The following is a 21043-nucleotide window of genomic DNA, read 5'->3' as shown; positions in this document are numbered from 1 at the left end:
AGCCGTCAGCCGCTCTCGGACCGCAGCGGGTCGTGCCCCAGCGTCATCAGCCGGTGGCGCCAGTCGGGCTCCGGCACGGACGGCCTGGGCCCGGCCTCCCGCTCGGCGGTGACCTCGTCCACCACGTCGTACATCAGCTCGATGTCGGCGTCGGTGAGGTCCATCTGCCGCTTCCGCAGGATCGCCAGGACACCGCGGCCCTGGTCGCTCCCGGAGTTCTCCGGCGGCTCCTCGGTGTCCTCGCCCGCGCTGCTCGTCCGCAGCCAGGCGGCCAGCTCCTGGGACGTCATGTTCACCGCGTTGTGGAACTCGGCCCACAGCGCGTCGATCTCCAGTGCCTCCGTGTCGGCCATGTTGCCTCCCCTGTCGGGTCGAGTCGAGTCGGGTGGGGGCGGACTCGTGACCACCGGGTCCCCCGCCGCGCGGGCCGGAAAACGTGGCGGTCAGGCCGCCGCGGCGGCTTTCACGGCACGCGCGAGCTTCGCGTCGAGCGCCACGCGGACCAGCCCCGCCGTCAGGCGCGCGGTGTCGTCGTCCGGCACCAGCCCGCCCAGTGTTCTCGCCGACCTGGGCAGCCCGACGCGTTCGGCGCCGTCGAGCACCTTGCGGTCGGCGTACGGCGCGTACTCGGGCCACACCGCCTGTGCCTCCCGCAGGAAGATGTCCGCCCCGGCGGGGCCGATCCCGCGGAACTCCGTCAGCCGCTTCCCCGCCTGCCCGTCGCCGTCACCGCGCAGTCCGCGCAGGTCGCCGCCGTAGCGGTCGAGGACGCGGTCCGCCTCCTCGCCGAGCTGCGCGGCGGTCCGCTCGTCGTAGCGCCGGTAGTGGCCGGCGCCGAGGGCGTCCACGCGCTTCTGCCAGCCGGCGTCCCGCATCCTCCGGGGGTCGCGCATCCCGGCGTCGAACAGCGCCCGCGCCGCCGCGGTGGCGACGTCGGCCCGGATACGCGCCGACAGCAGGTGCGCCATCACCAGCAGCTGGTAGAGGGGTCCCGGCGTGTTCCGCAGCCGGATGCCGGACTCGTCCGCGTACGTGCGTCCGCAGCGGTCGAGCACGGCGTGCGCCGTCCGCTCACGCTGTTCCGTGCGCGTGGTCATCGGGTGATCACCTCCGCCCGCGTACGCAGGGCGCTCAGTCGGTCTCGGGCCGTTCGTCGGCGGGGGGCGCCCCGTCCTCCGGCGCGGCGGGCGTCTGCCAGCGCGGGGCGAGGTGCAGGGCCTCGTCCGGGTCCTGGCGGACGGGCTCCGCCGCGGACCGCCAGGGGGCGTGGTGTATGCCGTATGCGTTGCTGAGCCGTTCAGCCATTTCCTCATCACCTCGGTCACAGCGGGTGCCCCGGCGGCGGGGACCGAAACCCACTGGCACCACCCGTACCCGGCTCGTAGCATCCGGCGCATGTTCGCGCACCCTCCGCCGACCGAGAGCCTGCTCGACCCGCGGGCCGTCGTCCTGCCCTCGCCGATCGAGGGCTTCGGGCTGTTCGCCGCCGTGCCGATCCCGCCGGGGCAGGCCGTCCAGCGGTTCGGCGGGCGGCTCCTCGACGACGCCGCGCTCGCCGCCCTCACCCCGCCCCACAGCAGCCTGGCCGTCGCCGAGGGTCTGCACCTGCTGCTCGATCCGGAGACCCCGGCCCGCTTCGGCAACCACTCCTGCGACCCGAACCTGTGGTTCCGCGACGCGCTCACCACCGTCACCCGCCGCGCGGTCGCCGCCGGGGAGGAGCTGACCGTGGACTACGCGACGCTGACCGGTGTCGAGGACTGGTCGATGGACTGCCGCTGCGGCAGCCCGCTCTGCCGCGGCGCCGTCACCGGCCGCGACTGGCGCCGCGCCGGCCTGCGGGCCGCGTACGGCCGCCACTGGACGCCGCCGCTGCTCGCCCGCATCGACGCCCTGGGCGACACCGCTCCGGACGGCACGGCTTCCGACGACACCGCGTGAACGCCACTACCGCCGCCCGAGGCCGCCGAGCGGCGGCGCGAGCCAGCCGGACGCGGCGGTCCTGAAGACCTCCGGCGGCAGCGACCCGGCGCCCGCCGGGAGGACGCCGAGCAGCGGGAGGCCCGTCACGGCGGGCAGGTCGGTCAGGTTGCAGCGCTCCGCCAGTCCCGGCGCGGCGGGCATGCTGCCGACGACGATCCCCGGGCAGGCCAGGCCGCGTGCGCGCAGGGCCTCGGCGGTCAGCTCCGAGGCGTTGAGCGTGCCGAGTCCCGCCTCCGTCACGACGAGGACGGGCGCGGCCAGCAGCCCGGCGATCCCGGCGATCGTCGCCCCGGTGTCGTCCAGGCGCACCAGCAGCCCGCCCGCGCCCTCGACCAGCACGAGGTCGTGCTCCTGCGCCAGCGCCCGCGCCGTCTTGGCGATCACGGCCGGATCGACCGGCGGCAGCCCCGAGCGGCGCGCCGCCGTCGCCGGGGCGAGCGGCTCGGGGTAGCGGGCGGGCTCGACCGCCGTCACGGGCCCGGCGAGGCGTACGACCTCCGCCACGTCCCCGGGCTCGCCCGGCGCGACCCCTGTCTGCGCGGGCTTGAGCACGGCCACCGTCCGCCCGCGCGCCAGCGCCGCCGCGGCCAGCGCGGCCGTCACGACCGTCTTGCCCACCCCGGTGCCCGTGCCGGTCACCACCAGCACGCCCGTCAGCCCGTCCACGCGCCGCTCCTCTCCGTTCCGCCCCGCCCGGCCCGTCATCCGGCCAGCGCCGCGTCGCGCATGGCGGCGCAGATCAGCGCGAGGTCGTCGTCGTCCGTCACATAGGGCGGCATGGTGTACACCAGATCGCCGAACGGGCGCAGCCACACGCCCGCCCGCACCGCCGCCCGCGTGGCCGCCGCCATGTCCACGGGGTGGTCGAGCTGCACGACGCCGATGGCCCCGAGCACCCGCACGTCCCGCACGCCCGGCAGCCCCGCGGCCTCCGCCAGCCCCTCGCGCAGCCCCGACTCGATCCGCTCGACCGTGCCCGGCAGGTCCTGCCCGAGGAGCAGGTCGATCGAGGCGTTCGCGACCGCCGCCGACAGCGGGTTCCCCATGAACGTCGGCCCGTGCGCCAGCACCGGCACCTCGCCGCGCGAGATGCCCTCCGCCACCCGCGTCGTGCACAGGGCCGCCGCCATCGTCAGGTAGCCGCCCGTCAGGGCCTTGCCGACGCACATCACGTCCGGCGCGACGCCCGCGTGCTCCGCCGCGAACAGCGGGCCGGTGCGCCCGAAGCCGGTCGCGATCTCGTCGAACACCAGCAGCACCCCGTGCTCGTCGCACGCCTCCCGCAGCACCCGCAGGTAGCCGGGGGAGTGGAAGCGCATGCCGCCCGCGTTCTGCACCACGGGCTCGACCACCACGGCCGCCGCCTCGTCCGCGTGCCGCGCGACCATGTCCCGCAGCTGCCGCTCGTACGCGGGATCGACTCCCGCGCCGAAGCCGGACGGCGGGACGTCGGCGAACACCTGCCGGGGCAGCGCGCCCGACCACAGCGCGTGCATCCCGCCGTCGGGGTCGCACACCGACATGGGGTGCCACGTGTCGCCGTGGTAGCCGCCGCGCCAGGTCAGCAGCCGCCGCTTCGCCGGCTTCCCGGCCGAACGCCAGTACTGCAGGCACATCTTGAGCGCCACCTCGACCGACACCGAGCCCGAGTCGGCCAGGAACACGTGCCGCAGCGGCTCCGGCGTGACCGCGACCAGCCGCTCGGCCAGCCGCACGGCGGGCTCGTGCGTGAGCCCGCCGAACATGACGTGGCTCATGCGGCCGAGCTGCCCGGTCACCGCCTCGTTGAGCACCGGGTGGTTGTAGCCGTGCACCGCCGACCACCACGACGCCATGCCGTCCACCAGCTCGCGCCGCCCGTACGCCTCTTCGGCCAGGCGCAGCCGCACGCCGGACGCCGACTCGACCAGCAGCGGCTCCGTACGCCCGGGCATGGGCCCGTACGGGTGCCACACGTGCCGCCGGTCCAGGTCGAGCAGTTCGCGCACGCGGCCCGGCTCAGGCATTGGGCGGCAGCTCCGTGCCCGCGCCGCGCCGCCGCACGGCGACCAGGTCCGCGCGGTGCCCCGGCAGCGTCGTCTCGCCCGCGCCCTCCACCTCGAAGCCCGCGTCCGCGATCATCTCCAGGTCCGCCTTGCCCGCCTGGCCCTCGCTGGTCAGGTAGTCGCCGAGGAAGACCGAGTTCACCAGGTGCAGCGCGAGCGGCTGGAGCGACCGCAGGTGCAGCTCCCGGCCGCCCGCGAGGCGCACCTCCACGTCGGGGCAGACGAAGCGGACCATCGCCAGGATGCGCAGCGCCCGCTGCGGCGTCAGGTTCCACTCGCCGGCCAGCGGCGTGCCGTCGAAGGGGATCAGGAAGTTCACCGGCACCGAGTCGGGGTCCAGGGCGCGCAGCGCGAGGGCGACGTCCACGAGGTCCGCGTCGCTCTCGCCCATCCCCGCGATCAGCCCTGAGCACGCCGAGAGACCGGCCCCCTGCGCCCTGCGGACGGTGTCCACGCGGTCGGCGAACTCGTGGGTCGTGCAGATGTCGCCGTACGTCGCCTCGGACGTGTTGAGGTTGTGGTTGTACGCGTCGGCGCCCGCCTCACGCAGCCGTTCCGCCTGGCCGTCGGACAGCAGCCCGAGGCAGGCGCACACCTCCACCTCGCCGTGCCGCTCGCGGATCGCCGCGATGGTCTCCGAGACGCGGTCCACGTCCCGGTCGGTCGGGCCCCGGCCGCTCGCGACGAGGCAGACGCGCTTCGCGCCGCCCGCGACACCGGCGCTCGCCGCGTCGGCGGCCTCGCCGGGCTTCAGCCAGGTGTATTTCAGCACCCCGGCGCGCGAGCCGAGCCGCTGCGAGCAGTAGGAGCAGTCCTCGGGGCACAGGCCGGACTTGAGGTTCACCAGGTAGTTCAGCTTCACCCGGCGGCCGAACCACTGGCGCCGCACCCTGCCCGCCGCCGCGACGACGTCGAGCAGTTCGTCGTCGGTGGTCGCCAGCACGGCGAGGGCCTCGTCACGGGTCGGCGTCTCGCGGCGGAGCCCTTTGTCCACGAGGGTGTTCAGCAGGGTGCTCAGCAGATCCATGCCCTCGATACTCGCCCAGAGGCAGCCCCACCGGAAAGGCGGAAACCCACAAAGCGAACGACCGGAGTGTGTCCGTGACGGCCTGTCACCGAGCGGCGCGGGCCACTATCTTTTATATGCATTCCACAACCGGTATATGCACTCCACAACCGGCGCGCGCCCCGCCCGGTAGTCACCCGTGCCGGGAGGCCATGATGCCGGACGACCGCACGCCGGACGACGGCGCGGACCCGCGGCGGGTCTTCGCCTGGCTCGACACGGCCGCCGAGACCCGCCGCCGCGCCGGGCTCACCCGTGTCCTGCGCCCCCGCGCGGCGGACGCCGCGTTCCTCGACCTCGCGGGCAACGACTACCTCGGCCTCAGCCGCCACCCCGAGGTCACGGCCGCCGCCGCCGAGGCCGCCCACCGGTGGGGCGCCGGGGCGGGCGGCTCCCGCCTCGTCACCGGCAGCACCGCCCTGCACGCGCGCCTGGAGGCGGAACTCGCCGCCTTCTGCGGCTTCGAGGCCGCCCTCGTGTTCGCCTCCGGGTACGCCGCCAACCTCGCCGTCCTCACCGCGCTCGCCGGGCGCGGCACCCTCGTCGTCTCCGACGCGGGCAACCACGCGTCGCTGATCGACGGCTGCCGCCTGTCCCGCGCCGCCGTCACCGTCGTGCCGCACGCCGACCCCGCCGCGTTCGGCAAGGCCCTGACCGGCTATCCGGGACGCACCCTCGCCGTGAGCGACACCGTCTTCTCCGTGGACGGCGACGCCGCGCCGCTCGGCCCGCTCGCCGCCGTCTGCCGCGAGCACGGCGCCGCGCTGGTGCTCGACGACGCCCACGGCCTCGGCGTGATCGGCGACGGCGGGCGCGGCGCCACGGCCGCCGCCGGGCTCGCGGGCGCGCCCGACGTCGTCGCGACCGTCACCCTCTCGAAGGCGCTCGGCAGCCAGGGCGGCGCCGTCCTCGGCCCGGCCCGGGTCGTCGCGCACCTGGTCAACGCGGCCCGCACGTTCATCTTCGACACCGGACTCGCCCCCGCCGCCACCGGAGCGGCGCTGGCCGCCCTGCGCGTCCTGCGCCGCGAGCCCGACCGCCCCGCGCGCACCCGCGCGGTGGCCGCCGCCCTGCACGGCGGGCTGACGGCGGCGGGCCTGACGGCGGTGCGCCCCGACGCGGCCGTGGTGTCCGTGCGCGCCCCGTCGCCCGACGCGGCCGTCGCATGGGCCGAACGGTGCCGCGCCGCGGGTGTCGCCGTCGGCTGCTTCCGGCCGCCCTCGGTCCCGGACGGCGTGGCGAGGCTGCGGCTGACCGCCCGCGCGGACCTGACGGACGCCCAGGTCGCCACGGCGGTGCGGACCGTCGTCTCGCTGGCGCCCGGCTCCGCGCGCGACGGCGGTTGATCCCGTGCGCCCAGGGCGTGGTGCGCTACGTTGTGGGCACGGCTTTGCAGGACGCACCGCAGGAGCTGAGGCCATGACCGACGCCGCTGACGACTCCGACCCCGCCGCCGCCGCCGACGACGCGGCGGCCCCCCGGTCCGAACCCGTGTCCAAGATCGACCAGAGCGTGCCGCACTCCGCCCGCATCTGGAACTACTGGCTCGGCGGTACCGACAACTACGAGGTGGACCGCGCCGCGGGCGACGCGTACTGCCGCTCGTTCCCCGGCATCGTGGACATCGCGCGCGCCTCCCGCGCCTTCCTCGCCCGCTCCATCCGCTACCTCACGCAGGACGCGGGGCTCCGGCAGTTCCTCGACGTGGGCACCGGCCTGCCGACCGTCGACAACACCCACCAGATCGCCCAGCGCGTCGCCCCCGAGTCACGCGTCGTGTACGTGGACAACGACCCGCTCGTCCTGCTGCACGCCCACGCGCTGCTCAGCTCGACGTCCGAGGGCGTCACCCGGTACATCGAGGCCGACCTCCAGGAGCCCGAGGACATCCTCGCGCACGCCGCCGGGACGCTCGACCTCGACCGGCCGGTCGGCCTGATCCTGAGCGGCATCCTGGGGCACGTCGCGACGTACGGGGAGGCGCGGGACATCGTGCGGCGCCTCATGGCGGGCCTGCCGTCCGGCAGTTACCTCTCGCTCAACGAGGGCACCGACACCGACCCCGTGTACGTCCGCGCGCAGGGCGAGTACAACGCCTCGGGCGCCATCCCCTACCGCCTGCGGCCGATGGACGAGATCGCCGGGTTCTTCGACGGCCTTGAACTCGTCCCGCCTGGCGTCGTCCAGGTCCCGCGCTGGCGGCCCGACATCGCGCCGTCGGGCGACCAGCCCGAGGACATCGGACAGGCGGGCGGGGTGGCCCGCAAGCCCTGAGGGCTTGCGGCGGTGCCACCCCGCCCGCCTCGCGCGGCGCGCCGTGCGTCAGACCGCCGCGGCGGGCTCCCGCCCGGCACCCGCGCCGCGCCGCGCCCTGATCTCGCGCCAGATCACGAACGCGGCGAGCAGCACCGCGAGGACCAGCAGGCCCACCGGCAGCAGGAAGCCGACCAGCCACAGGGCCCGCCCGTTCGAGTCGGCGTCGTCCGCGCGCTCCGCGATGCCCTCAGGGGTGCCCTCGACCGACATCGAGCTGACGGGCGCGAGCGTCACCGGGCCGCCGGGGCCCTCGGTCTGCGCGACGATCGTCTGCTGGAGCGAGCCGTTGAGCACCGCGCCGGTCCCCGAGTCGATCCACGCCACGCGCTGGGTGGTCGCCGCGTAGGTCAGCGGGACCGTCTCGGGCAGCTGGGCCAGGCCCGCCGGGTCGGGCCGCTGCTCGGCGGGGAGCGTCTCGGCGAGGCCGGCCAGCACGTCGCGGGGCAGCGCGGTCGGCAGGTTCTCGATGATCGACGGGTCGCCGAGCGGACCGGCGGCGTCGATGGTGTAGACGTACGCCTCACGTCCCTCGACGTCCTCCGTCCTGTCGTAGACGGCGGGGGCCTCGGTGGCCGTGGTCGGGTCCCAGAAGGTGTAGTCGCGCTCCTCCGGTTCGAGCGGCCAGGAGATCACCAGGCCCTGGTGCAGCTCGGCCCCCGAGTCCTGGGGGGCGGGGCGGTCCTCCAGGTCGGTGCGGTCCACGGACCAGCGGTGCGAAGTCGCCGACAGCTGCGTGTCGTTCGGCCCGGTCATGACGACCTCGTCGCTGATCACGGCGGTCCCGCCGTCCGTGTCGATCACCTGTACGTGCCGGTCGAGCGTCACCGGTACGTCGGTGAGCAGCGCGTTCGCCAGGTCGCCCGACTCCAGCGCGGCGGCGTTGAGCGTCGAGGCCGTGCCGGTGTACTCGAAGACGCTGTCCGTGTCCGACGGCAGCTGGTGGACCGCCGGATAGATCATCAGTCGGACCACGGCCGACGCCGCCACGAGCAAGACGGCGACGCCGGACAGAATCCAGCTGCTGGTACGCATGGTTACCCTCCCGAGCGCGAACGTACAGCGGTGTACGACGGCTGAGTCAACTTAGAGTTGACCGGAGGTGACGTCAATAAGTCCGACCATTCGTTCATCAGTACATACAGGGCTGTGACCTTCAGGCCTTCCGGGGCCGTCTCGCCCTGCTCGGCTGCACGCGCGCCGGCTCGCCCGCCGCCTTCGGATGCTCCGGCGGATAGGGCAGGTCACCCAGGCCGTGCTCGCGCTCGTCCCGCGCGGCGAGGTCGAGCGCCGCGTCGAGGACGAACGCCTCGCCATCCATGTCCGCGTGCACGTCGCCCACTTCGGCGAACCGGCCGGGCATCGACGCCAGGTCGAAGTCCCCGGGCCGCGCGTCGGGCACCTCGTCCCAGCGCAGCGGCGCGGAGACGGTCGCCCGGGGCGTGGGCCGCACCGAGTACGCGCTCGCCACGGTACGGTCGCGCGCCGTCTGGTTGTAGTCCACGAAGATCCGCTCCCCCCGCTCCTCCTTCCACCAGGCCGTCGTGACACGGTCGGGCGCGCGCCGCTCCAGTTCGCGCCCGATGGCGATCGCCGCCCGCCGCACCTGCGGGAACGTCCAGCGCGGCGCGATCGGCACGAACACGTGCAGCCCCCGCCCGCCCGACGTCTTCGGCCAGCCCCGCAGCCCGAGGCCGTCGAGCACCTCCCGCAGGTCGAGCGCCGTGCGCACCGCGTCCGCGTAGTCCGTGCCCGGCTGCGGGTCGAGGTCGATGCGCAGCTCGTCCGGGTGCTCGGTGTCGTCGCGCCGCACCGGCCACGGGTGGAACGTGAGGCATCCCAGGTTCGCCGCCCACACGACGGCCGCCGTCTCGTCCGGGCAGATCTCGTCCGCGTACCGCCCGCTGGGGAAGGCGATCCTGCCGGTCGGGATCCACGACGGCAGGTTCTTCGGCGCCCGCTTCTGGAAGAACGACTCGCCCGTCACGCCCTCGGGGTAGCGCTCCAGCGTCGTCGGCCGCCCGCGCAGCGCCCGCACCACGCCGTCGCCGACCGCGATGTAGTACCGGGCGAGGTCCAGCTTGGTGAAGCCGCGCTCCGGGAAGTACACCCGGTCCGGATGCGACAGCCGGACGGTCCGGCCGCCGACGTCGAGCTGCATCGCGTCCGCCATGCCGCCACCGTAGGACGGCCCGCCCGGACGCGCCCGCCGGACCGCGCGGCTCCCCGCCCACGCGGACAATCGCGGATAATCCGGGCATGGATCTGCCGGTGCTGCCGCCCCTCGCCCCGATGCTCGCCAAGCCCGTCGCCGACATCCCGCCGGGACTGCACTACGAGGCCAAGTGGGACGGCTTCCGCGCCCTCGTCTTCCGCGACGGCGACGAGCTGGAGATCGCCAGCCGCACGACCAAGCCGCTGAACCGCTACTTCCCCGAGCTGGTGGAGGGGCTGCGCGCCGCGCTCCCGCCCCGCTGCGTCGTCGACGGCGAGATCGTCGTCGTCCACCGGGGCCGCCTCGACTTCGACGCGCTCCAGGAACGCATCCACCCCGCCGCCTCCCGCGTCCGGCAGCTCGCCGAGCGCACACCCGCCGCGTTCGTCGCCTTCGACCTGCTCGCCCTCGGCGGCGACGCCCTCCTCGACACGCCGCTGGACGAGCGCCGCGCCGCCCTCACCGACGCCCTGCGCGGCGCCCGCCCGCCGCTCCACCTGGCCCCCGCCACCCGCGACCTGGAGACGGCGCGCGACTGGTACGGCCGCTACGAGGGCGCCGGGCTCGACGGCATCGTCGCCAAGGCCCCCGACCTGCGCTACCACCCGGGCGAACGGGTGATGCTCAAGATCAAGCACGAGCGCACCGCCGACTGCGTGGTCGCGGGCCTGCGGCACCACAAGAGCGGCCCCGTCGTCGGCTCGCTGCTGCTCGGCCTCCACGACGGCGCGGGCACCCTCCAGCACGTCGGGGTCTGCGCCGCGTTCCCCATGCGCCGCCGCCGCGAGCTGATGGACGAGCTGGCGCCGCTCGTGCTGGACGACCCCGCCGGACACCCCTGGGCCGGCGGGCACGCCGGGGACGGCGCGACCCGCGTGCCAGGCGCCCCCAGCCGCTGGAGCGGCGGCAAGGACCTGTCGTGGGTCCCGCTGCGTCCCGAGCGGGTGTGCGAGGTGGCGTACGACCACATGCAGGGCGACCGGTTCCGCCACACCGCGCGCTTCCGCCGCTGGCGGCCCGACCGCACACCGGACAGCTGCACCTACGAGCAGCTGGAGCAGCCCATGCGCTTCGACCTGGCCGACGTCCTCACACCCCCGCCCGGCTGAGGGCTCACCGCTCCACGGCGGCCTCCCGCACGCGCGCGGCGACCGCCGCCGCCTCCGCCTCGTCCGCGTACCGCCCCCGCGGCCAGAAGAACCCCCGCAGCCCGTCCTTGCGGCGGCGCGGCACCACATGGACGTGCAGGTGCGGCACGGACTGGCTCACCCGGTTGTTCTCCGCGACGAACGACCCGTCCGCCCCCATCCCGCGCTCCACCGCCAGCGCCAGCCGCCGCACACGCGAGAAGTACGGCCCGACGTCCCCCTCCGCCAGATCCGTCAGCGTCTCCACGTGCCGCCTGGGCACGACCAGCGTGTGGCCGGGGAACAGCGGCCTGGTGTCCAGGAACGCCACCGCCACCCCGTCCTCGTACACCCGGTGGGCGGGCGCCTCGCCCGCCGCGATCGCACAGAACACACAGTCCACGGCGCCCAGTCTCCCGCCCCCGCCGCCCGGCCGCGGGAAGCCACGGGCGGCCGGGAGCGTTCACCGGGCATGGAGCACACGCGGATCGTCGTCGTCGGAGCGGGCCAGTCCGGGCTCTCGGCCGCCCACCACCTGCGGCACCACGGCCTGGAGCCGGGACCCGGCTTCGTCGTCCTCGACCACGCCCCGCGGCCAGGCGGCGCCTGGCAGTACCGCTGGCCCACCCTGACCTACGGCGGCCTGCACGGCATGCACTCCCTGCCCGGCATGGAACTGACGGGCGCCGACCCCGACCGCCCCTCGTCCGAGGTCGTCGGCGAGTACTTCGACGCCTACGAGCGCGCCTTCGGCCTGCGCGTCCTGCGCCCCGTGGACGTCTCCTCCGTCCGCGACACCGGCGACGGGCGGCTGCTCGTCACCTCGTCGGCGGGGGAGTGGAGCGCGCGCGGCCTGATCAACGCGACCGGGACGTGGGACCGCCCGTTCTGGCCGTACGTGCCGGGCCGCGAGTCGTTCGCCGGCCGCCAGCTCCACACCGCTTCCTACCCCGGCCCTGAGGCGTTCGCGGGACGCCGGGTGATCGTCGTCGGGGGCGGCACCTCCGCCGTGCAGCACCTGCTGGAGATCTCCGGCACGGCCGCCGAGACCACCTGGGTCACCCGCAGGCCGCCCGTCATCCGCGACACCCCGTTCGACGAGGAGCGGGGCAGGGCGGTCGTCGCGCTGGTGGCCGACCGCGTGAGCCGCGGGCTGCCGCCGCAGAGCGTGGTGTCGGTCACCGGCCTCGTGATGACGCAGGCCGTGCGCGAGGCTCGGGAACGCGGCCTGCTGGCGCGGCGGCCCATGTTCCGCCGGATCGTCCCCGAGGGCGTGGTGTGGGACGACGGGACCACCCTCGCCGCCGACACGATCGTGTGGGCGACCGGCTTCCGCGCGGCCGTCGACCACCTCGCGCCGCTCGGCCTGCGCGAGCCCGGCGGCGGCATCAGGCTCGACGGCACGGGCGCCGTCCGCGATCCGCGCGTCCACCTCGTCGGTTACGGGCCGTCCGCCAGCACCGTGGGCGCCAGCCGCGCCGGACGGGCCGCCGTCCACGCCCTGCTGCCCCTGACCGGCGACGACGCCGCGCCGCACGGGCGGACCGCGGAACACCGGGCGGAACCGGGGGAGTCGCGGGACCGCGCGACCGGCGGAAACGGTGACGCACCGTCACCGTACGCTGCCGCACAGCATGTCCCGGCGGCCGACCTCATCCGTTCATGACGTTTTATCGACCAAGCGATAGGCGGCGTCTATGATCCCGTGCTGTCATTGATCACCGTGGGACGGGCCAACGGCTGGTTCCGCGGCACGGCGATCCGCGCGGTCACCCGAGCCAGAGCACCACCCAGCACAGCAGTACAGGAGAAATGCCCCGTGACCGACGAAGCACCCATGATCGACATCTCGGTGCCCCACTCGGCGCGGATCTGGAACTACTGGCTGGGCGGCCAGGACAACTACGAGGTGGACCGCGCCGCGGGAGAACGCTACCGCGCGACGTACCCGGACATCACCCAGCTCGTCAGAGCGTCCCGCGGCTTCCTGACCCGGGCCGTCCACCACCTCGCCGCCGAGGCGGGCATACGGCAGTTCGTCGACATAGGGACGGGCCTGCCCACCGCCGACAACACCCACCAGATCGCGCAGCGCATCGCCCCCGAGTCGCGCATCGTCTACGTCGACAACGACGCGCTCGTCCTCGCCCACGCGCGGGCCCTGCTGATCAGCGGCCCCGACGGAGCCGCCGACTACGTGTACGCCGACCTGCGGCAGCCCGACGTCATCCTCGACGCCGCCGCCCGCACCCTCGACCTGGCCCGGCCGGTCGGCCTGATCCTCAGCGGGGTCCTCGGCCACGTCGCCTCGTACGCGGAGGCGCGGGCCATCGTCGGGCGGCTGGTCGCCGCGGTGGCGCCCGGCAGCCACCTGGTCCTGAGCGACGGCACCAACGTCTTCGCGAAGGCGTGCGTGGCCGCGCAGCAGGAGTACAACGAGAGCGGCGCCGTCCCCTACCACCTGAGGTCCCCGGAGGAACTGGGCGTCTTCTTCGACGGACTCGACTTGGTCGAGCCGGGTTTCGTTCCCTGCTCGCAGTGGCGTCCCGGCACCAGGACGCCGGAGCCTGGAGAAGAGCTCGACATCTTCGGCGGTGTGGGCCGGAAACCCTGACGCGTGTCGTCGCGGGCCACCGGCCTGCCGCGCCGCGACCAGGCGCGATGACAGCATGACACCAGCGTGAGAAAGGCGGGTCACCCATGGCCTACACCTACGGCAGGACCATCTCCCACTGCCCCTTCTGCGGCACGGCCTACGCGGCCGACGCCCTGTGGCCGCGCGACTGCCCCGGCTGCGGCGAGACGCAGTGGGCCAACCCGCTGCCCGTCGCGGTCGCCATGCTCCAGGTCCGGCTGGCGCACGGCACCGGACTCGTCGTCGTCCGGCGCGACATCGAGCCCTGCCGGGGCGAACTTGCCCTGCCTGGCGGATACATGGAGCTGGGCGAGAACTGGCAGGAGTCCGTCGTCCGCGAGCTGCGCGAGGAGACCGGGCTGATCGCGGACGCCGCCGGCGTCACCCTCTTCCAGGTGCACAGCGGCGACCGCACGGTCAACGTCTACGGCCTGCTGCCGCCCGTGGACCACGCCGACCTGCCGGAGTCCGCCCCCACCGACGAGACCACCGAGTGGCTCGTGCTCGACAAGCCCGTCCCCCTGGCCTTCCCCGGCCACGACACGGTGGTGGAGGCGTACTTCGACCGTGTCCGCGACGCGGACAGCGGCAGCCCGGCGCGCTGACCGTCAGGCGACCCCGGCCTGCTCGGTCCTGCGGGCCTGGCCGCCCACGGTCTGCCGGGCCGTGGTCCAGGAACCGAGCGAGATCTCCGCGGTGATCCCCGGGCCGAAGCCCGCGATGACACCGCGTGCCGCCTCGGCCGCGCCGCCGTCGGCGAACAGCCGCTCCAGCGCGTCGAACACGACGCAGCTCGCGATGTTGCCCCGCTCGGTGAGCGTCGCCCTGCTGTAGCGGTACATCTCCGGCGCGACCCCGAGGAAGTGGCACAGGTCGTCGAGGATGCGGGGCCCGCCCGCGTGGACGATGTGGAAGTCGAGCCCCGCCATGTCCCAGTCGTGCTGCGAGGCCAGCGTCCGCAGCGCGGGGGCCAGCATCTTCATCGTCGTCGGCACCCGCTTGTCCAGCAGGAAGTGGAAGCCGGTGCCCCGCACGGCGTACGAGATCCAGTCCTCCGTGTCGGGCACCAGGTGCGACCCGTTGCGCTCCAGGCGCACGCCCGTGCCGCCCTGGCCGCGGACGACGGCCGCCGCGACGGCGTCGCCGAACAGCCCGTTGGACAGCAGCGACCCCACGCCGAGGTCGGTCGGCTGGTAGCACAGCGAGCAGAACTCGCAGGCGACGATCAGCACGTTCGCGTCCGGGTAGGCCAGGCAGAAGTCGTGCGCCCTGTTGATGGCCGCGCCGCCGGCGGCGCAGCCCAGCTGGGCGATGGGCAGCTGCCGGGTCTCCGGGCGGAAGCCGAGCGTGTTGATCAGCCAGGCCGTCATCGACGGCATCATGAAGCCGGTGCACGACACGTAGACGATGAGGTCGATGTCGCGCACGCCGAGGCCCGCGTTGTCCAGGGCCCCGTAGACGACCTGCGGCACGCGCCGCTTGGCCTCCGCCTCGTAGACCTTGTTGCGCGCCTCGAAGCCCGGGTGCTTCAGCGTCTCCTCGATGGGCTGGACGATGTGCCGGGTCTTGACCCCCGTGTTCGCGATCAGCCGCAGCGCGAGGCCGAGCTGCGGGTGGTCGGCGTGCATGGTGCGGGCGAGTTCCAGGGTCTCCTCGACAGTGAGGATGTGCTCAGGAACGGCGATGGACGGTCTGCACAGGGTCGCCATGATTCGATCCCCTCCCCTTGCTTCGGCGTTCACGGGCGTGGCCGCCGCGGTATCGATGGCTGTTCGGTGGTGCGGGTGGCGCGGACGCCGGTGACGCGGACGTCCGCGGTGCGGGCATGGACAGGAGTACGGGCGCTGCGGGCGGTGGGTGCGGTGCGGGCGCGGACGTGCCGCCCGGTCACCAGGTGACCGGCAGCTCGTACGGGTAGCGCCAGATCGACTCGTCGTTCCACCGGACCTCCCCGGGCGGCACGGCGAGCGTGAGCCGCGGGAACCGTTCCAGCAGGCTCCCGATCGCCAGCTCCAGCTCCATCAGCGCCAGCGGGGCGCCGATGCAGTGGTGCGCGCCCCAGCCGAACGTCATGTGCGGCGACGCGGGCCGGTCGATGTCCAGCTCGTCCGGCCGCTCGAAGCGCGCCGGGTCCCGGTTGGCGGCCAGGTAGGAGACGTGGACGGCCTCCCCCTTCCTGATCAGCACGCCGCCGACCTCCACGTCCTCCGTGGCCACCCGGGGGATGCCGACGCCCTTGCGGAACGGGATGTACCGGAGGAACTCCTCCAGCGCCCGCGGCAGCAGCCCCGGCTCCGCGCGCAGCCTGGCGAGCTGCTCGGGCCGGGTGAGGAGGGTGTAGACGATGTTGCTGAGCTGGTAGGTGCTGGTGTCGTGCCCCGTCATCAGCAGGACCATGGCCATGACGGTCAGCTCGTCCGCGCCGAGGACGTCGTCGCCGTCCTTGGCGACGGCGAGCGAGCTGATCAGGTCGTCGCCCGGCTCCGCGCGGCGGCGCCGGGTGAGGTCCGCGAAGTACGCCCGCAGCTCCGCCTTGGCACGGACCGCCGCCTCCTTGGTGGTCGCGCCGACGGACATCATGGCGATGGCACGGCGCCGCAGTTCGGGCCGGTCCGCCTCCGGGATGTCGAGCACTTCGCAGATGGTCGTCAGGGGCAGCTGCATCGACACGTGCTTGACGAGGTCCGCGGGCGGGCCGTGGTCCTCCAGGCCGGAGAGCAGCGCGTCGACGATCCGCTGTGTCTTCGGCTTCATGGCCTCCACCTTCGGCGCGGTGAACGCCTGGGAGACCAGCCTCCTGAGCCGGTTGCTGGCCGGCGGGTCGAGCAGGTTGATCGACTCCGACTGCACGATCGGCGCGGGCGTCATGCGCGGGAAGTCGCGTCCCGCCACCGCCGCCCTGCTGAACCTGCGGTCGGTCGTCACCAGGCGCACGTCCTCGTAGCGGGTGACGAGCCAGGCCTCGCCCTCCCCGTAGGACATGCGGATGCGGGCGACAGGTGCCTCCGTCATCAGTTGCCGAAGCAACGGGTCGAACTCAAGGCCGTCCGCGAAGTCGAACGGACAGGCCCATACCTTGTCGGAGGTATCCACTCCGGCGCTCCAATCGTCGAGGACCGCCGCGTTCCGGCGTCTTTCCCCTGGACGACCGATGTGTCCCCGCCTCCGCGCGGGGTCATGTGCGGGGGAGCGCCAATTAACCCTTTAGTGGACACCGGCGCCGAACGGGCTTGCGGCTGCCGAGACTTCGACCGGCGCCTTTCGCGGCAGCGACGGTCCGCGCGCGCCCGTCCGCGCGTCGGTCCGCCGGGGGCGCGCGCCACCGGATCACCCGGAAGGGGGGCGCCGCGGCGCCGGGCCGCCGCGCGGTCAGCGGTGCGCGGACGGGGCGGCGGGCTCGGCGTCGGCGAGGTTGTCCGGCAGCCGCAGGCCCTCGCGCAGCGGCACCAGTTCCGACTGGAGGACGAGCGCCGCCGCCCCGATGGCGGGCGCGGTCGCCGCCGACCGGGACAGCCGCACCGTCACGCCGTGCGTGGCGCGGGCGAAGAACGCGCGGTCCAGCTCGCCCTGGACGACCGGCAGGTAGATGGAGCCGGCGATGGCGAGGCCCGGCCCGGTGAGGACCATCTGCTCCAGGTCCATCACGTTGGCCAGCGTGCGCGCGGCCACCGCCAGGTTCCGCGCCGAGCGCTCCAGGAGCGTCCTGGCGCCGGGCTCGCCCCGCAGCGCGGCCCGGGTGACGGCCGCGAAGTCGGCGAGGCGGCGGGGCCGTTCGGCCGGTCCCGTGGCCAGTCCCGCCGCGCGCGCCACCGCCGGGTCGGCGCGCGCGGCCTCGACGACCGCGCCGGGGCCCGCCAGCACCTCGGTGCAGCCGCGCGCGCCGCACCAGCACTCGGGGCCGTCCACGTCGAGGCAGATGTGGCCGATCTCCCCGGCGTTGCCGCTCGCGCCGCGGAAGGTGATGCCGTTGACCATCAGGCCGGCGCCGATGCCGGTGCCCATGTAGACCGCCGCGAAGGTCGAGGTGCCCCCGACGTCGCCCGACCAGTGCTCGCCCAGCGCGGCGGCCGTCGCGTCGTTGTCGAGCACGACGGGCAGCCCGGTGGCGGACTGGAGTTCGCGGTCGAGCGGGAAGTCGTCCCAGTGCCGCATGGCGGGCGGGACGAGCCGCATGCCGCTCGTCTGGTTCATGGGCCCGGGGGCGACGAGCCCGAGGCCCAGCACCCTGCCGCGGTCGATGCCCGCGCCCTCGATCAGGGCGTCGGCCTCCGTGGCCATCCTCGCGACGACGACGGGCGGGTCGTCCGTGCCGATGCCGGCCCGGGACATCCGGGCCACCACCGAGCCCCCCAGGTTGGTGAGGACGTAGGTGATGCCCGCGTGGTCGAGGTGCACGCCCACGGCGAACCGGGAGGACTGGTTGAGCTGGAGCAGCACCCGGCGTTTGCCGCCGGTGGACTCGGCGCGGCCGGTCTCCAGGACGAGGCCGTCGTCGATCAGGCGCCTCACCACGGTGGAGATGGTCGCGCCGGTGAAACCGGTCGCGTTGACGAGGCCCACCCGGCTGATGGTGCCCGCGGCCCGGATGACGTCCAGGACGGCTGCCCTGCTGCTGGCGTGCGGGGTGGCTCCCGCCGGTCCGCTCACTGGCTCCTCCGCATCGTGCACGGGAGTTCGCAACGTCCGCGTTGCGAGTGGTGACGCTGTGCGTTGCTTAGTTTATTTGCCTGACGAAGCTTCGCGCCAGAGGGATTGACCGGTGGAGGTGAGTTCGTGTCACTTTCGCCGCGCCGTGTCCGGTCCGTCGCGGACAGCGAAAGTCAACTCCATGCGTGTCGTTGTCTGTTCGTGTCTTGCGAGGGTTGACTTCGTTAATTCGGCGGCTTAACAATCACATACCCCTGGGTGACTCCGCCCATGCCCCAACGGTGGGGCAGGCCCACCGTGGCTCTGAGAGGAACGAATATGTCCCTGCACGTAAGGCGACGGATGCGCACGGCGGCGATCGGAGCGGTTTCGGTCGGCCTCCTCGTGTCCGGGTGCGGCGGTTCCGACGGGGGCGGCGGCTCCACCCCCTCCGACACCCTGGTGGTCTACGCCGGACAGGCCACCGACTACACCGCGAACTTCAACCCGTTCTCCCAGTCGTTCATCGAGGGGCCGGGCAGCATCTTCGAGCCGCTGTTCTTCTACAACATCGCCTCCCAGGCGGAGCCGGCGCCCAAGCTCGGCACCGAGTACGCGTGGAACGACGAGGGGACCGAGCTCTCCATCACCCTGCGCGAGGACGTGACCTGGTCCGACGGCGAGCCCTTCACGGCCGACGACGTGAAGTTCACCTTCGACATGCTGATCGCCCAGCCCGCGATGAACGCGGTCGGCTTCGCGGGCGAGACCGAGGTCGTGAGCCCGACCGAGGTGCGGATCACCTTCGAGGAGCCGTCCTTCATGGACGGCCCCCAGCTGCTCGGCAAGACCTACATCGTGCCCGAGCACATCTGGAGCCAGATAGCCGACCCGGTCACCGACCCGATCGCCGAGCCCGTCGGCACCGGCCCCTACACGCTGAGCGACTTCAAGCCGCAGTCGTTCGTCCTGACCGCCAACCCCGAGTACTGGGACGGCGAGCCCGAGCTGAAGAACGTGCGCTACCGCTCGCTCTCGGGCAACCAGGCCGCCGCCGACGCGCTGGCCGCCGGTGAGATCGACATGAACACCGGGCCGGTCCCCGACATCGCCAACGTCGAGCGCCAGTACCCGGGTTACAAGGCGATCACCGTCCCGATGAACCAGATCGTGCTCAACGCCTGCTCGAACGCGGAGCTGGGCTGCGAGGGCGCGCAGATCGACCCGGCCGTGCGCCAGGCGATCTACTTCGCGATGGACCGCGAGCAGATCAACTCCCTCGCGTTCCAGGACACCGCCGGTGACATGTCGCCCGGCTTCGCGCTCCCGGACCGCGACGCCGCCTTCATCTCGGCCCGCCTGACCAACCGCACCGTGCCGATGTCGCCCAACACCGCGCGGGCCGAGCAGGCGCTGGAGTCCGCCGGCTACAGCCGGGGCGACGACGGCGTCTTCGAGAAGGACGGCCAGCGCGTCTCCATGACCGTCTCGGTCGTCGCGGGCTGGAACGACTACATCACCACGCTGAACACGATGGCGGAGCAGGTGGCCGCCGCCGGCATCGAGCTGACGGTGCAGCAGGTCTCGTGGAACGAGATGGCGGACTCCCGCGCCACCGGCGACTACCAGCTGATGATCGACTCGCTGGCCCCCGGCCCGGCCCCCGACCCGTACTACATCTACAGCTACTTCTTCCACAGCGCGAACACCGCCGAGGTCGGCACCGCCTCCTCCACGAACTACGCCCGGTACGCCAACCCCGAGGTGGACGAGGCCATCGACCAGCTCGGCCAGCTCGCGCCCTCCAGCCCGGACCGGACGCAGTACTACGACACGATCCAGGAGGCCCTGGAGCAGGAGATGCCGTACATCCCCGTCCTGACCAACGGCACCACCACCGAGTTCAACGCGGAGAAGTTCAGCGGCTGGCCCACCAACGTGAACCTGTACGCGTTCCCCGCGATCTGGAGCCGCCCCGACCAGGCGGAGATCTTCGTCCGCCTCGCGCCCAACGGTGAGTGACGTCCAGCCATGAGGTACTACGCCCGGAAGCTGGGGTTCTACGTCATCGCCCTGTGGGCGGCACTGACCCTCAACTTCTTCATTCCGCGAATGATGCCGGGCAGTCCGGTCGACACGCTGCTGGCGAAGCTCCAGCAGCGTGGCGGCTCGGTCACCCCGGAGGCCCGCGAGGCGTTCGAGCTGATGCTCGGCACGGACAGCGGCGCCCCGCTGTGGAACCAGTACATCGACTACCTGGGCAACCTGTTCGCGGGCGACCTGGGCGTCTCGGTCAGCCAGTTCCCCGCGAACGTGACCGACGTCATCGGCGACTCCCTGCCGTGGACGATCGTGCTGGTCGGCATAGCGACCTTCCTGTCCTTCGCGATCGGTGTCCTGCTCGGCGCCCTGGTCGGCTGGAAGCGCGGCTCCTGGATGGACACCCTCGTCCCGGCCACCACGCTGCTCGCCGCCGTGCCGTACTTCTGGCTGGCGCTGATCCTCGTCCTGCTCCTGTCCACCAACCTCGGCTGGTTCCCGCTCAACGGCGGCTACGACGTGACGCTGTCCACCGGCTGGAACTGGGACTTCATCAGCTCGACGGTCGAGCACGGCTTCCTGCCCGCGCTCACCATCGTGCTCTCGTCCGTCGGCGCCTGGCTGCTCGGGATGCGCAACATGATGGTCTCCACCGTCGCCGAGGACTACGTCCTCACCGCCCAGGCCAAGGGCCTGCGCACCAGCCGCATCATGCGCCGCTACGCCGCGCGGAACGCCGTCCTGCCCTCCGTGGCCGGGTTCGCGATCTCCCTCGGCTTCGTGGTCTCCGGGTCCATCGTCACCGAGCAGGTCTTCTCCTACCCGGGGATCGGCTCACGGCTGCTGGAGTCGGTGCAGAACAACGACTACGCCCTGATGCAGGGCATCTTCCTCGTGATCACCGTGGCGGTGCTCGGCGCCAACCTGGTCGTCGACCTGCTCTACGGCCTCATCGACCCCCGCACCCGAGTCGAGAACTGAGCTAAGGAGCAG

At 73.4% G+C, this 21043-nt stretch carries 21 protein-coding genes; 9 read left to right on the top strand and 12 right to left on the bottom strand.

Translation table 11 applies throughout. From position 1 onward, the window contains the following. Positions 1-5: 5 nt before the first annotated feature. The 3 genes from ACIBPC_RS24460 to ACIBPC_RS24450 form a co-directional block, all read right to left on the bottom strand. A complete protein-coding gene (locus ACIBPC_RS24460; protein WP_362959811.1) occupies positions 6-353 on the bottom strand; it encodes a DUF3140 domain-containing protein in 348 nt (115 codons plus the stop codon). Between the two features lie 90 nt (positions 354-443). Then, positions 444-1097, bottom strand: coding sequence for an endonuclease (locus ACIBPC_RS24455; protein ID WP_398847544.1), 654 nt, complete (start codon positions 1095-1097; stop codon positions 444-446). Positions 1098-1131: 34 nt separating this feature from the next. Beyond that, positions 1132-1305, bottom strand: a complete 174-nt coding sequence (locus tag ACIBPC_RS24450; protein WP_362959806.1) for a hypothetical protein — start codon at positions 1303-1305, stop codon at positions 1132-1134. A 90-nt stretch (positions 1306-1395) separates the two neighbouring features. On the opposite strand from ACIBPC_RS24450, the gene ACIBPC_RS24445 reads away from it, so the two are divergent. Next, positions 1396-1941, top strand: a complete 546-nt coding sequence (locus tag ACIBPC_RS24445) for an SET domain-containing protein (RefSeq protein WP_398847542.1) — start codon at positions 1396-1398, stop codon at positions 1939-1941. A gap of 6 nt (positions 1942-1947) precedes the next feature. On the opposite strand, the gene bioD is transcribed toward ACIBPC_RS24445, so the two are convergent. Genes bioD through bioB form a run of 3 tightly spaced genes read right to left on the bottom strand, consistent with a single transcriptional unit; the run spans position 1948 to position 5055 of the window. Then, positions 1948-2640: a dethiobiotin synthase gene (bioD, locus tag ACIBPC_RS24440; RefSeq protein WP_398847667.1), complete on the bottom strand. Its 693-nt coding sequence runs from the start codon at positions 2638-2640 to the stop codon at positions 1948-1950. A 44-nt stretch (positions 2641-2684) separates the two neighbouring features. After that, on the bottom strand, positions 2685-3989 hold the full coding sequence (locus ACIBPC_RS24435) for an adenosylmethionine--8-amino-7-oxononanoate transaminase (RefSeq protein WP_398847540.1): 1305 nt from the start codon (positions 3987-3989) through the stop codon (positions 2685-2687). Next, positions 3982-5055: a biotin synthase BioB gene (gene bioB, locus ACIBPC_RS24430; protein ID WP_362959799.1), complete on the bottom strand. Its 1074-nt coding sequence runs from the start codon at positions 5053-5055 to the stop codon at positions 3982-3984. Before bioB ends, ACIBPC_RS24435 begins: the two co-directional genes overlap by 8 nt. A 194-nt stretch (positions 5056-5249) precedes the next feature. Between bioB and ACIBPC_RS24425 the strand changes: the two genes are divergently transcribed. Both ACIBPC_RS24425 and ACIBPC_RS24420 read left to right on the top strand, forming a co-directional pair. Next, positions 5250-6440 (top strand): 8-amino-7-oxononanoate synthase, encoded by a 1191-nt coding sequence (locus ACIBPC_RS24425; RefSeq protein ID WP_398847538.1) that lies wholly within the window; start codon positions 5250-5252, stop codon positions 6438-6440. Positions 6441-6513: 73 nt separating this feature from the next. After that, complete coding sequence (locus ACIBPC_RS24420; protein WP_398847536.1) at positions 6514-7368, top strand: SAM-dependent methyltransferase; 855 nt, start codon at positions 6514-6516, stop codon at positions 7366-7368. A gap of 48 nt (positions 7369-7416) precedes the next feature. On the opposite strand, the gene ACIBPC_RS24415 is transcribed toward ACIBPC_RS24420, so the two are convergent. Further along, positions 7417-8442 carry a porin PorA family protein gene (locus ACIBPC_RS24415; protein WP_362959792.1) on the bottom strand — a complete coding sequence of 342 codons (1026 nt, stop codon included), beginning with the start codon at positions 8440-8442 and terminating at the stop codon, positions 7417-7419. A gap of 121 nt (positions 8443-8563) precedes the next feature. Continuing rightward, entirely contained in the window at positions 8564-9580 is a 1017-nt protein-coding gene (gene ligD / locus ACIBPC_RS24410; RefSeq protein ID WP_398847534.1) for a non-homologous end-joining DNA ligase, read from the bottom strand. Between the two features lie 86 nt (positions 9581-9666). Between ligD and ACIBPC_RS24405 the strand changes: the two genes are divergently transcribed. Next, positions 9667-10731, top strand: a complete 1065-nt coding sequence (locus ACIBPC_RS24405; RefSeq protein ID WP_398847532.1) for an ATP-dependent DNA ligase — start codon at positions 9667-9669, stop codon at positions 10729-10731. A 4-nt stretch (positions 10732-10735) separates the two neighbouring features. Here ACIBPC_RS24405 and ACIBPC_RS24400 read toward each other — a convergent pair whose 3' ends face one another. Next, positions 10736-11152, bottom strand: coding sequence for an HIT family protein (locus ACIBPC_RS24400; protein ID WP_398847530.1), 417 nt, complete (start codon positions 11150-11152; stop codon positions 10736-10738). A 69-nt stretch (positions 11153-11221) separates the two neighbouring features. Between ACIBPC_RS24400 and ACIBPC_RS24395 the strand changes: the two genes are divergently transcribed. The 3 genes from ACIBPC_RS24395 to ACIBPC_RS24385 all read left to right on the top strand — a co-directional run bounded on the left by ACIBPC_RS24395 (position 11222) and on the right by ACIBPC_RS24385 (position 13989). Continuing rightward, positions 11222-12415, top strand: a complete 1194-nt coding sequence (locus ACIBPC_RS24395; RefSeq protein ID WP_398847528.1) for an NAD(P)-binding domain-containing protein — start codon at positions 11222-11224, stop codon at positions 12413-12415. Positions 12416-12586: 171 nt separating this feature from the next. Continuing rightward, on the top strand, positions 12587-13363 hold the full coding sequence (locus tag ACIBPC_RS24390) for an SAM-dependent methyltransferase (RefSeq protein ID WP_362960075.1): 777 nt from the start codon (positions 12587-12589) through the stop codon (positions 13361-13363). 86 nt (positions 13364-13449) lie between these two features. Beyond that, a complete protein-coding gene (locus ACIBPC_RS24385) occupies positions 13450-13989 on the top strand; it encodes an NUDIX domain-containing protein (RefSeq protein WP_362959779.1) in 540 nt (179 codons plus the stop codon). A gap of 3 nt (positions 13990-13992) precedes the next feature. On the opposite strand, the gene ACIBPC_RS24380 is transcribed toward ACIBPC_RS24385, so the two are convergent. The 3 genes from ACIBPC_RS24380 to ACIBPC_RS24370 form a co-directional block, all read right to left on the bottom strand. Then, on the bottom strand, positions 13993-15093 hold the full coding sequence (locus ACIBPC_RS24380; protein WP_362959776.1) for a type III polyketide synthase: 1101 nt from the start codon (positions 15091-15093) through the stop codon (positions 13993-13995). Positions 15094-15271: 178 nt separating this feature from the next. After that, positions 15272-16477 carry a cytochrome P450 gene (locus tag ACIBPC_RS24375; protein WP_398847525.1) on the bottom strand — a complete coding sequence of 402 codons (1206 nt, stop codon included), beginning with the start codon at positions 16475-16477 and terminating at the stop codon, positions 15272-15274. 276 nt (positions 16478-16753) lie between these two features. Further along, entirely contained in the window at positions 16754-18031 is a 1278-nt protein-coding gene (locus ACIBPC_RS24370) for an ROK family transcriptional regulator (protein ID WP_362959771.1), read from the bottom strand. A 318-nt stretch (positions 18032-18349) separates the two neighbouring features. Between ACIBPC_RS24370 and ACIBPC_RS24365 the strand changes: the two genes are divergently transcribed. Continuing rightward, positions 18350-20032, top strand: coding sequence for an ABC transporter substrate-binding protein (locus ACIBPC_RS24365; RefSeq protein ID WP_398847523.1), 1683 nt, complete (start codon positions 18350-18352; stop codon positions 20030-20032). A gap of 9 nt (positions 20033-20041) precedes the next feature. After that, positions 20042-21031, top strand: a complete 990-nt coding sequence (locus ACIBPC_RS24360) for an ABC transporter permease (RefSeq protein ID WP_362959765.1) — start codon at positions 20042-20044, stop codon at positions 21029-21031. Positions 21032-21043: the final 12 nt, after the last annotated feature.

The organism is Streptomyces sp. NPDC049879, from assembly GCF_044461265.1.
Taxonomy (GTDB): Bacteria; Actinomycetota; Actinomycetes; order Streptomycetales; family Streptomycetaceae; genus Streptomyces.
Note: the sequence above shows the minus strand (reverse complement) of the source record. Positions and strands in the feature narration are given on the sequence as shown.